This window comes from Paracoccus sanguinis (assembly GCF_900106665.1).
GTDB lineage: Bacteria > Pseudomonadota > Alphaproteobacteria > Rhodobacterales > Rhodobacteraceae > Paracoccus > Paracoccus panacisoli.
The window spans coordinates 256,386-270,078 of the sequence record NZ_FNNA01000002.1; the positions used below are offsets into that span (position 1 = coordinate 256,386).

Sequence of the window (13,693 nt, forward strand, 5' to 3'; positions counted from 1 at the left end):
GCGGTACAACGAGGACTGTGGCGCGATGAGCGGACCCAAGGCCCCCCTGGCCGCCCTGACCATGGTCCATGAGGAGGATTTCTTTCTCGAGCGCTGGATCGCGCATTGGCGGCGCTGGCTGCCGGACGAGCACATCTATGTCCTGAACCACGGCGGCAACGCCGACGTGGCGCGCATCGCGGCGGGCTGCAACGTCATCCGCCTGCCCTATGACGCGCTGCGGAAATCTGTGAACCAGCGGCGCTGGCAGATCCTGTCGCTGCACGGCTCGGCGCTGACGCAGTTCTTCGACTGGGTGGCGGTCAACGACGTGGACGAGTTCGTCGTCCTCGACCCCGCGGCGGGCGACGATCTGCCGGGGTATCTGGCCGAGATCACCGCGCGGCGGCGGGTGCCGCCGGCGCTGACCTGCTTTGCCGTCGAGATGGTGCACATCCCCGAGATCGAGCCCGAGCCGCTCGTCCCCGGCGAGCCCATCGTCGGGCCGCGGCGCTGCTATCGGCTGAACTCGAACTACGCGAAGCCCTGCCTGATCTCGCGCCCGACCGAGTTCAAGGCCGGCGGCCACGGCGCCAACCACGCCGAGATCACGCTCGACCCGAACCTTTACAACTTCCATTTGCGCTTCATCGACTGGGACTACTCGATGGGACGGTTCCGCAAGAGCCTCGCGCGCAGGCTCGAGGGTAGGACGCCTGAGGAGCAGGCGGCGATGACGAAGGGCAACTGGGGCTGGAACTCGGTCGAGGGAACGTTCCGGGCGCTTGCCGCCACGCGCCCGCAGGGCGAGACGATCGACCACCCCGAGTTCCGCCGCGCCATGGTCGAGACGCCGATCCTGCGCCCGCCCTTCACGCTGATGGGCGGCGGGCGGCCGGGCGGGACCTGGCGGCTACCCGAACGCTTCAACGGGGTGTTCTGATGGGCGCGCCAAGCCAGTCGCCGAGCCTGACGCTGTTTTTCGTCGTCGAGCCGCCGGGCTATCTCTACATGGCCTGCCATCTGGCGGCCTCGATCCGGGTGCACATGCCGCCCGAGGTGCGGCTGATCGGCTATTGCCCGGCGCCGCGCTGGGGCGAGATGGACGCCGCCGCCGTCGAGGTGCTGCGGCGGCTCAACTGCGAGATCCGGCCGATCGAGACCGAGGGGCGGTTCGATCCGCCCTATCCGCACGGCAACAAAATCCTCGCCGCGCTCGACCCCAAGGACACCGATTACGCGGCGTTTCTGGACAGCGACATGCTGGTGATCGCGCCCTGCGGGGTCGAGGAGCTGGTGCGCGCGGGCGCGGTGGGGGTGGTGCCCTCGACCTCGATGCGCTGGTCGGACCAGTCGATCTGGCCGCGGCTCTACGGCGCCTTCGGGATGGAGGTTCCCGAAGAGCGCATCACCATGACCCGCGACCAGCGCGAGGAGGTCGCGCCCTATTTCAACGCCGGCCTGCTGGTCATCGACGAGCGCCACCGCAGCCCCGACCGCCGCCGCTTCGCCGAGGTCTGGATGGAGACGGCGCAGCGCATCGACGCGCTGGAGGACGTCGAGAACAAGCGGCCGTATCTGGACCAGATGTCGATGCCGATCGCGATGCTGCGGGCGGGAATGCAATGGGCGCTGCTCGACGAGCGCTACAACTACTCGATCGGCGGCATCCTGCGCGGCAAGCCGCTGCCCGAGGACCGGGCGACGATCCTGCATTACCGCAAGCGCGAGGTGCTGAAGGACGCGGGGCTGGGCACGCTGCCCGACCAGCTTCTGGCGCAGACCGTCGGCGTGCGCCGGGTCCGCTGGATCTTCGGCGCGGCGCTGCCGCCGGGGATCGCGCCGCTGGAACGGGCCGAGACGCGCGGGACCGAGGCGGCACCGGGGGCGCCGGTCGCGTCGCAGGACGGCGAGGGCGCGGTTGAGGCCGCTGCGGCGCGGGAACCTGAGGGGGTCGCGGACGCGGCGCCCGAAAGCGCACCAGAACCGAAGCAGATCACCGCGCCGGCGGCGGAGGGCCAGACGGTGGACACCGCGACCGTGGTGCCGCCCGCTGCGTCGCCGGTCCCCGCGCGCGCCCCGCGGCGACAATCCCCCGACCCGTCACGCGCCCGGCTCGCCTGTGTCACCATGGTCCGCGGCGACCATGTCTTTCTGCAGCGCTGGGTCGATTACTACGCGCCGCTCGCGGGGCGCGAGAACCTCTATGTCCTGCGGCATGGCGAGGATGCCGGGATCGACCGGATCGCGGCGGGGACGAACATCGTGCCGCTGCCGCGCGGCGACGACCTCTCGGGGTTCGACCGGCGGCGCTGGGCGGCGCTGTCGGACTTCGCCAGCGGCCTCACGCTCTATTACAACTGGGTGCTCTGCAACGACGTGGACGAGCTGGTGGCGCCGGATCCCGCGACCGGGCTCAACCTGACCGCCTATCTCGACGGGCTGTTCGCGCGCGGGCTGGCGGCGCCGGTGATCTCGCCCTTCGCGGTCGAGATCGTCCACACGCCCGCGACCGAGCCCGAGCCGATCACCGCGGACCGGCCGATCCTGTCGGTGCGGCGCAACTTCCGCATCAACTCGAACTACGCCAAGCCGTGTCTGATCCGGCGCCGGATCAAGTTCTCGGTCGGCGGGCACGGGTCCAACATCGCCGATGTGCGGCTCGACCCGCAACTCTGGCTGTTTCACCTGCGCTACATGGACGACGCGATCTCGACCGCGCGGCTCAAGGACCGGCAGGCGTTCATCGCCGGCAAGACCGGCACCCCGGCGGGCGCCTCGTCCAGCACCTGGGCGCAGGGCACCGCCGGGTTCGAGCGGCTGCGCGCCATGACCCCCGAGGCCGAGCAGGCCGAGTTTCCCGAGGTGGTCGAGCGGATGCAGGCGGGGCGGCAGCAGGCGGCCTCGACCGGGAACTGGTTCTTCGGCCCGGTGAAGTCGCGGGGCCTCTACCGCCTGCCCGAACGTTTCGCCACCCTGTTCTAGGGGACGAAGACCACGGTGCCGCCGGGCGCGTAAGCGTGCTCGGTCAGCGGGGCTGAGGTGTTCAACGTCTCGACCCGACGCTTGTCGTCGCCGGTGAAGGGGTCGGCCACCACCAGCCGGTCGGTGCCCCACGTGAAGCCCTGGATGGTGTCCTGCCCGTCGCCCGCGGCGTCGAGATAGAACCAGTCCACCCCCGGCCCCGCGATCATCACGTCGTCGCCCGCGTCGCCCTTGATCAGGTTCACCCCCGGGCCGCCCGACAGCGTGTCGTTGCCCGCCCCGCCCTCGACCACGTCGTCGCCCTCGCCGCCCCCGATGCTGTCGTCGCCATCCCCGCCCAGCAGCACGTCGTGGCCGGAGCCGCCGTCGATCTGGTCTGCGCCCGGCCCGCCGAAGCCGAAGTCATCGCCGCCTGCGAGCGTGATGCGGTCGTCGCCGCCGCGCCCATAGGCCATGTCGCCGTTCGAGGGGAAGTCGGCGTCCTCGCGGGTCTGGCCGGCGAACTGCTCCTTCCCGCCCTGGCGGAAGTAGCGCCGCCCGCCCTCGGTTTCGGGGCTGTCCACCCCGGCGATCACGTCCGGCCCGTCCGAGCCCGCGCCGATCCGCGGGGCGAGATGCGGGCGGCGCGCGACCATCGCCTCGGCGTCGGCGATGCAGACGTCCACCGCCCCGCACCCCGTCCCCTCGGGCAGCGGCGCGACCCGCGGCGGATCACCCGCGCTCCACATCAGGTTGGCGAAGGCGGTGATGTCGCGGGCGATCTCGACGTTCTTGCCCGAGTAGCCCACGAACATCGAGGCGTCGAACCCGACGGGGGTCCAGAAGCCGCTGCCGATGCCCGCCGCGCCGTACCACGGCTTTTCGCGCGCGCCCCAGTAATTGCGGCTGCCGAGGATCGGGTCCAGCAGCTCCCACCCCATCCAAGGGGCGAGGCGCGCGCGGCCGTTCGCATAGAAATCCGCGGGCTCGAGCGCCACGCCCGGCCGGCCTGCGACCCCGTATCGGGTGGCGAGGTCGCGCAGCGGGCCGCTGTCCGCCCCCATGAGCTGGAAGTCGCCGTCGAACTGCGTCTCGGTGATCAGGATGTCGTCGCCGGCAAGCTTGACCAGCCCGGTGTGGCTGTCGGGGCTGCGGAACTCCTCGAGCGAGGTGTCGGTGAAGGTGTGGACCGACCAGACCAGCGGCGCGCCGATGCGCCCCCGGATCAGGTCGAGCGCGCTCTCGGCCCGCCCCGGCGCCACGCGGTCGAGCGCCCCCACCCGCCCCGAGCCGCCGCCCGCGATGTCGACGAGGATGCGGGCGGGGGCGGACGAGGCGCCGGTGGTCCAGCGGTTCTTGTGCGCACCCCAGACCTCGACCATCGCCTCGGCATAGGCGCGCATCTCGGTCGGATTGTTTGCGTCGGTGTAGACGCGCCCGGGCTCGTTCACCAGCTCGTAGCCGCGCACCTGCGCCTTGACCTCGGGGTTGGCGTCCAGCCAGTCGAGCACCGCCCCCCAGCCGTCGCGCAGGTAATCGACCGGGTCGTATTCGGGCGACGCCGCCCCCCAGCTGTAGAGCGCCCGGCGGTTGCGGCGCGAGACGACCTCGCCGTCCAGCTCGATCGGGCGGCCGTCGAGGACGCTGACGTTGGCGGCCCAATAGGCGTCGTCCTTGGGCCGGTCGCCGTGAAACACCGGGTCGGTGTAGACGAGGATGATGCCGTAGCCGCGCGCCGCGACCGCCCTCAGCGCCGCCGCCACCATGTCCGAGCCGGGGACGTCGGGGTGCAGCGACTTGGCGTTGACCTGCATGCGGAAGCTGTTGGCCAGCGGCAGATAGGCGGCGGTCGCGTCGAGATACTTGCCGATCTCGGCCTCGGAGCGCATCCCGATGAACTGGTCGGCGCGGAAGGCGGGGCGGCCCTCGGCCACCTCGGTGCCGCCGGTGCGCGAGTTCTCGAGCGCCACGATGGCGTAGTCGGCGGTCTGCGAATTCCAGTCGATCATGTGCTGTCCTTGCCGAAAGGCGGCGCCGGCGGGATGTGGCCCGCCGACGCGGCGCGGGTGTCCGCCCCGGACAATAGGGGCCGCGGCGCGGTGTTGCGCAAGGGGGACGCACCGTTCGGTGGTGTTGCGCGCTCGAGCAACGCGCGCCCCGCAGGGCGATGCGACCGGCGCGGCCTCGGGCGAGCCAGCGCGGCGGGCGGGAGGCCCATGGTCGTGGCAGGCGCGGCAGGGCGCTCTGGGTCCCCCGCTGACGTGGCCAGCGCCAGCACGATCTGCGCGCCGCTTGGCCCTCACCCGCCGTGCCGCCCCGGACTGGCAAGACCAGGCCGATGTTGCTAGGCACGGCTGGACAGACCACCCGAAAGCCCGACCCGCCGTGCCCGCCGCCCCTCCCGAGCCTCCTGCCCCGGTCCCCGGACCCGACGAGCCCGCCCCCCGCCCGGACGCGGCGGACGCCGAAGCCGAGCTGCCCGCGGCCGACGGGCCGCAGGCCCTCGCGCTGCCGCCGCTCGTGACGCTGGCCGAGGCGCGGCCCGACCGCGCCTTCCGCGTCGTCGCCCTGCGCGCGGCGCTGTGGTACCAGCCCGGCGGAGAGGTCCTCGTCGTGTCGCTCGACAACCTCGCCACGGTCGAGGAGCCGTTGCCCCGCCCCGCCTGGCTCGCCCACCGGCTGCTGCCGCTCGGCTATTCGGTGCTTGGCGTCCAGTCGATGGCCAAGGACTGGTTCCGCAACCCCGACGCGGCCCCGCTGATCGAGGGGCTGGCCGCGCAGGGGTTCTTTGCGGGATTCGAGCGGGTGATCTTCCTCGGCGCGTCGATGGGCGGGTTCGGGGCGATCAACCTCGCCTCGCTGGTGCCGGGGTCGGCGGTGATCGCGCTGTCGCCGCAATCGACGATGAACCGGGCGATCGTGCCCTTCGAGGCGCGCTTCGGCTGGGCGGTGAAGAACAGCGACTGGACCACGCCGCGGTTCCTCGACGCGGCCGAGGCGGCGCCAGGGCTGGCGCGGCTGGTGCTGCTTTATGACCCGCTTGTGCCCGAGGACCGGCTGCACGCCGACCGGCTGGCGGGACCGGCGACCGAGCGGCTGCGCGTGGCCCACGCCACGCACGAGGCGGTGCGGGTGGTGCTGAAATGCGGCGCGCTGCCGCCGCTACTGGCCGACGTCGCGGCAGGGCGGCCGGTCGGCGCGGCGTTCTGGCAGGCGATGCGCGCGCGCCGCACGGTGCGCAAATGGTCGCGCCAGTTCATGTCCGAGGTCGCCCGCCGCCGCACCCCGCGCGAGGTGATCGCCGTGGCCGACCGCCTGCTCGAGATCGACCGCTACCGCTTCGCCACCGAGGCGAAGGCTGTGGCGCTGGCGAAGCTGGGGGATGGGGGTGGGGCCCGATGATCGAAACCCCTCTGCCCCAGCGCCTCCCGCGCCTCGTCCTGCATGTCCCGCTGGTCGATGTGACGGGCGGCTGGCTGGCCGGCACGCTAGCCGGGAACGGCGGACGGCTGGCGAAGGCCGGGGTGACCATCGCCAATCTCGGCTTCCCCGAGATGCTCAAGGCACAGCGGCGGCTGCTTTGGTCGATCGAGGATGACCGGCCGCAGGCGCGCCGCGCGGCGCTGGCGGCCGATGTGGCACGGATCAATGCCGAGGTGATGGAAAAAGCCGCTGCGGCGGGGGCGCACAGCGTCGTCCTGAGTCATGATCAGGCGCTGGGGTATCAGCCCTACCTGCGGCCGCCTGGGTCCGCCCCGGGACCGCTCTACCCCCGCGCCGCCGAGATCCTGCCGGCGCTGCTGGCCGGGATCGAGCCGTCGCGGATAACGCTGATCCTGAGTGCGCCGGCAGGCGCGGGTCTCATGGCCGCGCTTCATGCCGAGGGGGCGGGCGATGGGCAGCTCGAGCTTGACCTGGACCGCTTCACGGCCGGGTTCGACCCCGCGGCGGCAAGCTCCGAGGGGATCGCCGCGGCACTCGCCGCAGCGCTGCCGGGTGCCGCGATCCGGCTGCGGGCCGTCGAGCCGGGCACCGACCCAGCCGAGATCGTGACGACGCTGCTGCGCGACTTCGGCGCCAACCCCGACGCCCTGCGCCGCGTCCCGCGGCCCGCGACGATGGCCAAAGCGCCTGACCCCCAACCCCCTACCCCGGGTCGCGCACCCGCCCCCGCTACCGCGACGGCGCCTCCCCCCGAGACGCCCCCGCTGACCGTGTTCTTCATGGTCGAGCCCGGACCGCTCGAGTTCCAGGCGCATCTGCTGGTCGCCTCGCTCATCGTCAACGGGCGCGACCGGATGCGGCTGACCGGTTTCTGCCGCGACGACCGGATCGACGGGCTGCACCCGGAGTCGCGCGCCTTCCTCACCGTCAACGGCGTGTCCATCGAGCCGCTGCACAATGACTTTGCCGACGGCTATCCGGCCGGCAACAAGCTGATCGCCGCCGCGACCGTGACGGCGCCCGGCTGGGCGCTGTTCATGGACACCGACATGATCCTCGTCCGCCCGTCGCGGTTTCTCGACGAGGCGGTGCCCGGCATGATGTCGGCCTGCATCGACACCGTGAACGGCTGGAGCAGCCGGCCCGAGGACTGGGCCGCGATGTATGCCGCGGTGGACCAGCCGCCGCCGGACAGGCAGGTCCGGCTGCTCGGCGGGCAGTCGTCCTATCCGGTGTTCAACGCCGGGCTGGTGATGTTCGACCGCCGCGCCGGGGCCGGGGATTTCGGGCGGCTCTGGCACGACAGCGCTCGGCGGATCGACGCCGCGGACAATGTGCCCAACAAGCGGCCGTGGCTCGACACGATCTCGATCCCCGCAGCGCTCGCCCGGCGCGAGGCGCCGCTGGTGCGCTGGCTCTCGCCGGACTGGAACTGCACGACGCGCATGGCCTCGGACAGCACCCGGGTCATCCACTACCATGGCGCGCGCCAGCTTCTGATCCACGGGTGGGAGGCCGCGGTGGACGCGATCCTCGCCGCCTCGCCCAGCCCCTATGCCTCGCTCATGGAAGCGGCGGCCCGGCATCGCGACGAGCTGGGAATCGACGGCGACCTGCTGCGCCGGGCGATGCGGCACGGGGTCGCCGACGCGGCGGCCAAACCTGAGTGAGGGCAGTCGCTTCTCCGCCTCACCCGCCGTAATATCCGCGGAACCATGCCACGTAGTCGCGCACCCCGTCCTCGACCGAGGTGCGGGGGGCGTAGCCGGTCAGGCGGCGCAGCAGGCTGTTGTCGGCCCAGGTGGCGGGGACGTCGCCCGGCTGCATCGGCTGGAAGTCCATCACCGCCTCGCGCCCGGCCGCGCGCTCGATGGCGGCGATGAAGTCCATCAGCGGGACGCTGTCGCCGTTGCCAATGTTGACCACGCGGAACGGCGCGACGGGCGAGAGGCTGTCGCCCTCGGCGGGCGCCTCGCCCCCGGGCGCAGGCGGCACCGCGTCCATCAGCAGCCGGATGCCCTGCACGAGGTCCGCGACATAGGTGAAGTCGCGCCGCATCTCGCCGTGGTTGAAGACCCGGATCGGCCGCCCTGCGAGGATCGCGCTGGTGAACAGATAGGGCGCCATGTCGGGCCGCCCCCACGGGCCATAGACGGTGAAGAACCGGAACATCGTCACCGGCAGGCCGAAGAGATGGGCGTAGCTGTGGGCCATCGCCTCGTTGGCCTTCTTGGTCGCCGCGTAGAACGACATCTGGGTGTCGACCTTGTCGGTCTCGCGGTAGGGCATCTCGGTGTTGGCGCCGTAGACCGAGCTGGTCGAGGCCATCAGCAGGTGGCGCGGCGGGTGGGCGCGGGCGGCCTCGAGCAGCTCGAAGCTGCCGTCGAGGTTCGCCTCGACATAGGCGCGCGGGTTCTCGATCGAGTAACGCACCCCGGCCTGCGCGGCGAGGTGGACGACGATCTCGGGCTTCGTCCGGGCCATCAGGTCGGCCAGCAGGCCGGGCGTCTCGACCTTTCCGCGCACGGCCTCGTAGCCGGGCCGCGCGATCAACTGCGCCTCGCGCGCGGCCTTGAGCGCGGGGTCGTAATAGTCGTTGTGGCTGTCCAGCCCGACGACGCGGACCCCCTCGGCCAGCAGCAGGCGCGAGAGGTGAAAGCCGATGAACCCGGCGGCGCCGGTGACGAGAACGGTCTGCAACGGGTGAACTCCGATCAGGGGCGGTTCCGGTGATGGGCCGGGACGGACGATTGGGCAAGGGGCGGGCCCGGGCGCGGGGCGATTTTTCCCGCGTTCAGCGGTCGGCGCCGGTGCCGGCCCGATCCTCGGCCCCCAGCCGGTCGAGCCACGCGCTGCGCAGGCTGGCGGCGGCGCGGGCGCGGCGGATCGCCTCGTCGGGGGTCACGGCCGCGAGGCGCAGCGTGTCGCGCGGGCGCAGCTGCGCCACCCGATCGAGGTCGCAGCCGAGCACGGTGGCGATCTTGGGATAGCCGCCGGTCGTCTGGTGGTCGCGCATCAGCAGCGTCGGCACCCCGTCGCCCGAGACCTGCAGCGACCCCGCAACGATCGCCTGCGACGGGATCGAGAGCGCATCGCCCAGTGCCAGCGGCGGCCCCTCGAGCCGCATCCCCATCCGGTCATAGGCCGACGAGACCCTCCACTCGGCCCCGAGCAGCGTCGGCAGCGCGTCGGGCAGGAACTCATGGTCCTGCGGGCCGGGCACCACGGCGGCGCGGGCCAGCGGTCGGGCAAAGACCGGGCAGCGCAGCGGGCCGTGGGGGGCGGCGGCCGGATCGGGGTCGGTGACCACCAGCTCGCCCCCGGTGGAGAGCAGCCCGCCGCCGCGGCCGGACATGGTGTGGGTCGCGGCACTTCCCAGCCAGCTCGCGTGGGCCAGCGTCCCGGCGAAGGCGAGATAGCACCAGCTGCCCCAGTGGCCGGGGCGGACCTGCAACCGCTCGCCCGCGGACAGCCGCAGCACCACCCACGACCCATGCCGCCGCCCATCATGGGCGACGACGAACCCGCCGCCGGCGACGGCCACGGTCACCGCTCCGGCAAGGCAGTCGAGGGTCAGGCCGCCGAGCGAGACCTCGACCGCAGGCGCGTCGGCCGGGCGGCCCAGCGCCCGGTTGGCGGCGGCATGGGCCAGCCGGTCCATCGGCCCCGAGCGGGTGACGCCGAAGCGCATCAGCCCCGGCCGGCCGCCGTCCTGCACCGCGACATGGGGGCCGGCAAAGGCGATGCGGAAGCGGGCCTCAGCCATCCGCGCCCCCCTCGGCCATCCGCCGGTCATAGGTCGCGCGGTCGATGCGGCGCATCTCGATCAGGTCGCCCGCGTCGAAGAGGAACGGCCGCGCCGGGTCGTCCAGCAGGATCCGCGTGGGCGAGCGGCCGATGCGCCACCAGCCGGCGGGCATGGTCAGCGTGGTGACGATGCACTGGGCGCCGGCGATGATGACGCTGCCGGTCGGCACGCCGCGCACCGGGGCGGCCTTGCGCGGCAGGCGGATCGCCTCGGGCGTGCCCGACAGATAGGCGTAGCCGGGGGCGAAGCCGAACATGCCCACCCGGTAGCGCCCGCCCAGATGGGCGGCGATGACCGCCTCGGGTGCAAGCCCGGTCCTTGCCGCCACCTCGGGCAGGTCAGGGGCCAGATCGCCGTCGTAGCAGACCTCGACCACGTGGGTCGCGGGGGCCTGGGCCGCGGGGGCGGGGCGGGCGAGCGCGGCCTCGACGGCGCGGGCCACTGCGGCGTGGTCGGTTTCGAGCGGGTCGAAATCGACGAGCAGGCTGACGAAGGCCGGCACCGCCTCGCGCAGGCCCGGCGGCGGGTCCGCGGCGAGCGCCCGGTCCAGCGCGTGGACGCGGTCGGTCACCGCGTCATCGATCTCGGCCCCGAACTCGATCAGCAGCGCGTGGTCGGCGACCGGAACGTAGCGCGGGAACCCCATGGCGGCGTCAGGCGGTCAAGAACGGGGCGAGCGTCACGCCCGCGCCGGTCAGCCGGTCGCGCACCGCCCGGGCGATGGCGACGGCGCCCGGCGTGTCGCCGTGGACGCAGATCGAATGCGCATCGAGCCGCACCGTGCCCCCGTCGAGCACCGGCATCTCGCGGTTTTCGAGGAACCGCACCAGCCGGTCGGCGATGGCGTCGGGGTCGTGCAGCACCGCGCCGGGGCGGCTGCGGGGGACGAGCTGGCCGTCCGCCAGATAGGCGCGGTCGGCGAAGATCTCCGAGAAGACCTCGACCCCCGCGGCGCGGGCCGCGTGTTCCAGCGCCGTGCCCGAGATGGCGAGCAGCGCGAGGCGCGGCGCGAGCGCGCCCACGGCCGCGGCGATGGCGCGGGCCACCTCGGCATCGGCGGCGGCGAGGTTGCCCAGCGCGCCGTGCGGCTTGACATAGCGCACCGCCGTCCCGGCCATCTGCGCCAGCGCCGACAGCGCCCCGACCTGGGCCGCGACCATGCGCCCGATCTCGGCCGGCGGCATCGGGATCACCCGGCGGCCGAACCCCTCGCGGTCGGGATAGCCGGGGTGCGCCCCCACCACCACGCCGCGCGCGGCGGCGAGGCCAAGGGTGCGGAACATCGTCTCGGGGTCGCTCGCATGGCCGCCGGCGGCGACGTTGGCGCTGGTCACGATGTCCAGCATCGCCGGGTCGTCGCCCATGGCCCAGGGGCCGAAGCTCTCGCCCAGGTCCGAGTTGAGGTCGATGCGCATCATGCCCCCCCGACCAGCTGCGCCACCCGACGCAGCGCCAGCAGATAGCCCTGCGTCCCGCAGCCCGCGATCACGCCATCGGCCCGCAGGCTGACGTAGGAGTGGTGGCGAAAGGCCTCGCGCTGGTGGACGTTCGAGATGTGGACCTCGATCACCGGCCCGTCAAAGGCCTTGAGCGCGTCGAGGATGGCGACCGAAGTGTGGGTGAAGGCGGCCGGGTTGATGACGATCCCCGCGGCATCCTCGCGCGCGGCGTGGATCCAGTCGATCAGCGCGCCCTCGTGGTTCGACTGCCGGAAGCGCGCCGCGAGGCCCAGTTCGGTGGCGAGCGCGGTGCAGGCGGCCTCGACGTCGGCAAGCGTCTCGTGGCCGTAGATCTCGGGCTGGCGCTGGCCCAGCAGGTTCAGGTTGGGTCCGTTCAGGATCTCGACAATCTTGCGCATCAGGGCCTGCCTTTCGCAGCCCATAGGGCGCAACGGGCCGGGGCGGGTCAACCCCCTCGGCCAGCCCGGAACCGGGCGCGGGTGCGGGGGTTGAACCCGACCCCACCCGGATGGTTCTGCATGGATTTCCAATTCTCCCCCGACCGCAACTGCTGGCAGACCGCCCGCGCCGACCGCTTCGCGCTGATCGTGGACGGGAACGACTATTTCCGCGCCCTGCGCCACGCGCTGAGCGAAGCGCGCGAGATGGCGGTGATGATCGGCTGGGACTTCGACTTCGAGCTCGAGATGCTGCCGGGCGAGAGCGACGCGGACGGGAACGCCCCGGACGGGCTGCCGAATGCCGTGGGCCCCTTCCTCGAGGCGCTGGTCGAGCGGCGGCCGAACCTCGACATCTACCTGCTGAAGTGGAGCGGCGGGGCGCTGATCGCGCCGGGACGGCTGCTGCCGGCGCTGCGGACCTGGATCCTGTCGCCCGAGAACATCCACCTCGCCTTCGACGGGCGCCACCCCATCGGGGCCTGCCACCACCAGAAGATCGTGGTGATCGACGACGCGCTGGCGTTCTGCGGCGGGATCGACGTGACCGCCGGGCGCTGGGACACGCCCGAGCATGAGGCGGGCGACCCGCGCCGCCAGCTGCGCTCGGGCGAGATCGCCCAGCCGTGGCACGACATGTCGGCGGTGATGACCGGCCCCGCGGCGGTCGCACTGGGCGAACTCGCGCGCGCCCGGTGGGACCGGGCCGACGACGGGCCGATGAACGAGACCGCCCGGGGCGCCGACGCCGAGGCGCTGTGGCCCCCCGGCGTCACCCCGGATTTCGAGGGGGCCGAGGTCGCCATCGCCCGCACCCAGCCGCCCGAGCACGACACGCCCATCGTGACCGAGATCGAGCAGCTGCACCTCGACGCGATCCGGGCGGCGGAGAGGACGATCTATCTCGAATCGCAGTATTTCGCCGCCGACGGCATCGCCGCCGCCATCGCCGACCGGCTGGCCGAGCCGGACGGCCCCGAGGTGGTGGTCATCAACCCCGACGCGGCCCAGAACGCGGTCGAGGACGCCGCGATGCACGTCACCCGCAGCATGTTGATGCGCAAGCTGCAGGCGGTGGACCGGCACGGGCGCTTCCGCCTGCTCTATCCCGTCAACGCGGGGGGTGAGGCGGTCTATGTCCACGCCAAGCTGCTGATCGCCGACGACCGGCTGCTCAAGGTGGGCTCGTCCAACCTCGATCGCCGCTCGATGGGTTTCGATACCGAGGCCGACGTGGCGCTGCTGGCGACCACCGAAGCCGAGCGCGCCCGCATCTCCGCGATCCGCGACGAGCGGCTGGCCGAGCTGCTGGGCCGCTCCCCGACTGAGGTCCACGCCGCGGGCGGCATGATCTCCGCGCTCGAGGCCCTGAACACCGAGGGGCGGCTGCGGCCCATCGAGCCGCGTGATCCCGGCGTGCTCGGCGCCTTCCTGTCGCGGACGCGGTTCTTCGACCCGCGCTATCGGCGCAGCGCCGAGGCGCGGCTGGGGATCAACGGCCGCCACGTGGGGCTGGCGCTGGGGCCCGCCGCCGTCGCGGGGATCGTGCTCTGGCGGCGCGCCGGCCAACGGCGGGACGGCGACAGCGCGTGAACATGAGA

General features: G+C 72.7%; 11 protein-coding genes. 5 read left to right on the top strand and 6 right to left on the bottom strand.

The features are described 5' to 3' along the window. Positions 1–25: 25 nt before the first annotated feature. Positions 26–922 (top strand): glycosyltransferase family 2 protein, encoded by an 897-nt coding sequence (locus BLW17_RS07725; protein WP_052176626.1) that lies wholly within the window; start codon positions 26–28, stop codon positions 920–922. After that, positions 922–2,964 (top strand): glycosyltransferase family 2 protein, encoded by a 2,043-nt coding sequence (locus BLW17_RS07730; protein WP_052176625.1) that lies wholly within the window; start codon positions 922–924, stop codon positions 2,962–2,964. Before BLW17_RS07725 ends, BLW17_RS07730 begins: the two co-directional genes overlap by 1 nt. On the opposite strand, the gene BLW17_RS18300 is transcribed toward BLW17_RS07730, so the two are convergent. Beyond that, a complete protein-coding gene (locus BLW17_RS18300; protein ID WP_052176624.1) occupies positions 2,961–4,952 on the bottom strand; it encodes a calcium-binding protein in 1,992 nt (663 codons plus the stop codon). The genes BLW17_RS07730 and BLW17_RS18300 overlap by 4 nt on opposite strands. A 376-nt stretch (positions 4,953–5,328) precedes the next feature. Here BLW17_RS18300 and BLW17_RS07740 point away from each other — a divergent pair, with 376 nt between their 5' ends. Both BLW17_RS07740 and BLW17_RS07745 read left to right on the top strand, forming a co-directional pair. Beyond that, positions 5,329–6,345, top strand: a complete 1,017-nt coding sequence (locus BLW17_RS07740) for an alpha/beta hydrolase family protein (RefSeq protein WP_074826392.1) — start codon at positions 5,329–5,331, stop codon at positions 6,343–6,345. Beyond that, complete coding sequence (locus BLW17_RS07745) at positions 6,342–8,057, top strand: hypothetical protein (RefSeq protein ID WP_074826395.1); 1,716 nt, start codon at positions 6,342–6,344, stop codon at positions 8,055–8,057. Before BLW17_RS07740 ends, BLW17_RS07745 begins: the two co-directional genes overlap by 4 nt. 19 nt (positions 8,058–8,076) lie before the next feature. Here the strand turns inward: BLW17_RS07745 and BLW17_RS07750 are convergent, their stop codons facing one another. The 5 genes from BLW17_RS07750 to aroQ all read right to left on the bottom strand — a co-directional run bounded on the left by BLW17_RS07750 (position 8,077) and on the right by aroQ (position 12,053). After that, positions 8,077–9,087: an NAD-dependent epimerase/dehydratase family protein gene (locus BLW17_RS07750; protein WP_036736816.1), complete on the bottom strand. Its 1,011-nt coding sequence runs from the start codon at positions 9,085–9,087 to the stop codon at positions 8,077–8,079. 94 nt (positions 9,088–9,181) lie between these two features. Continuing rightward, on the bottom strand, positions 9,182–10,153 hold the full coding sequence (locus tag BLW17_RS07755; protein ID WP_036736820.1) for a 5-oxoprolinase subunit C family protein: 972 nt from the start codon (positions 10,151–10,153) through the stop codon (positions 9,182–9,184). Further along, positions 10,146–10,841 (bottom strand): 5-oxoprolinase subunit B family protein, encoded by a 696-nt coding sequence (locus BLW17_RS07760; RefSeq protein WP_074826398.1) that lies wholly within the window; start codon positions 10,839–10,841, stop codon positions 10,146–10,148. Before BLW17_RS07760 ends, BLW17_RS07755 begins: the two co-directional genes overlap by 8 nt. 7 nt (positions 10,842–10,848) lie before the next feature. Beyond that, a complete protein-coding gene (locus BLW17_RS07765; protein ID WP_414811509.1) occupies positions 10,849–11,610 on the bottom strand; it encodes a LamB/YcsF family protein in 762 nt (253 codons plus the stop codon). After that, positions 11,610–12,053, bottom strand: a complete 444-nt coding sequence (gene aroQ, locus BLW17_RS07770; RefSeq protein ID WP_036735916.1) for a type II 3-dehydroquinate dehydratase — start codon at positions 12,051–12,053, stop codon at positions 11,610–11,612. The genes BLW17_RS07765 and aroQ overlap by 1 nt, the downstream gene beginning before the upstream one ends. 120 nt (positions 12,054–12,173) lie before the next feature. Between aroQ and BLW17_RS07775 the strand changes: the two genes are divergently transcribed. Then, positions 12,174–13,685: a phospholipase D-like domain-containing protein gene (locus BLW17_RS07775; protein ID WP_036735918.1), complete on the top strand. Its 1,512-nt coding sequence runs from the start codon at positions 12,174–12,176 to the stop codon at positions 13,683–13,685. Positions 13,686–13,693: the final 8 nt, after the last annotated feature.

Excerpts from the sequence above, each read along its gene's own strand:
- BLW17_RS07725 (WP_052176626.1), top strand. The coding sequence starts at position 26 with ATGAGCGGACCCAAGGCCCCCCTGGCCGCCCTGACCATGGTCCATGAG.
- BLW17_RS07730 (WP_052176625.1), top strand. The coding sequence starts at position 922 with ATGGGCGCGCCAAGCCAGTCGCCGAGCCTGACGCTGTTTTTCGTCGTC.
- BLW17_RS18300 (WP_052176624.1), bottom strand. The coding sequence starts at position 4,952 with ATGATCGACTGGAATTCGCAGACCGCCGACTACGCCATCGTGGCGCTC.
- BLW17_RS07745 (WP_074826395.1), top strand. The coding sequence starts at position 6,342 with ATGATCGAAACCCCTCTGCCCCAGCGCCTCCCGCGCCTCGTCCTGCAT.
- BLW17_RS07755 (WP_036736820.1), bottom strand. The coding sequence starts at position 10,153 with ATGGCTGAGGCCCGCTTCCGCATCGCCTTTGCCGGCCCCCATGTCGCG.
- BLW17_RS07760 (WP_074826398.1), bottom strand. The coding sequence starts at position 10,841 with ATGGGGTTCCCGCGCTACGTTCCGGTCGCCGACCACGCGCTGCTGATC.
- BLW17_RS07765 (WP_414811509.1), bottom strand. The coding sequence starts at position 11,610 with ATGCGCATCGACCTCAACTCGGACCTGGGCGAGAGCTTCGGCCCCTGG.
- aroQ (WP_036735916.1), bottom strand. The coding sequence starts at position 12,053 with ATGCGCAAGATTGTCGAGATCCTGAACGGACCCAACCTGAACCTGCTG.
- BLW17_RS07775 (WP_036735918.1), top strand. The coding sequence starts at position 12,174 with ATGGATTTCCAATTCTCCCCCGACCGCAACTGCTGGCAGACCGCCCGC.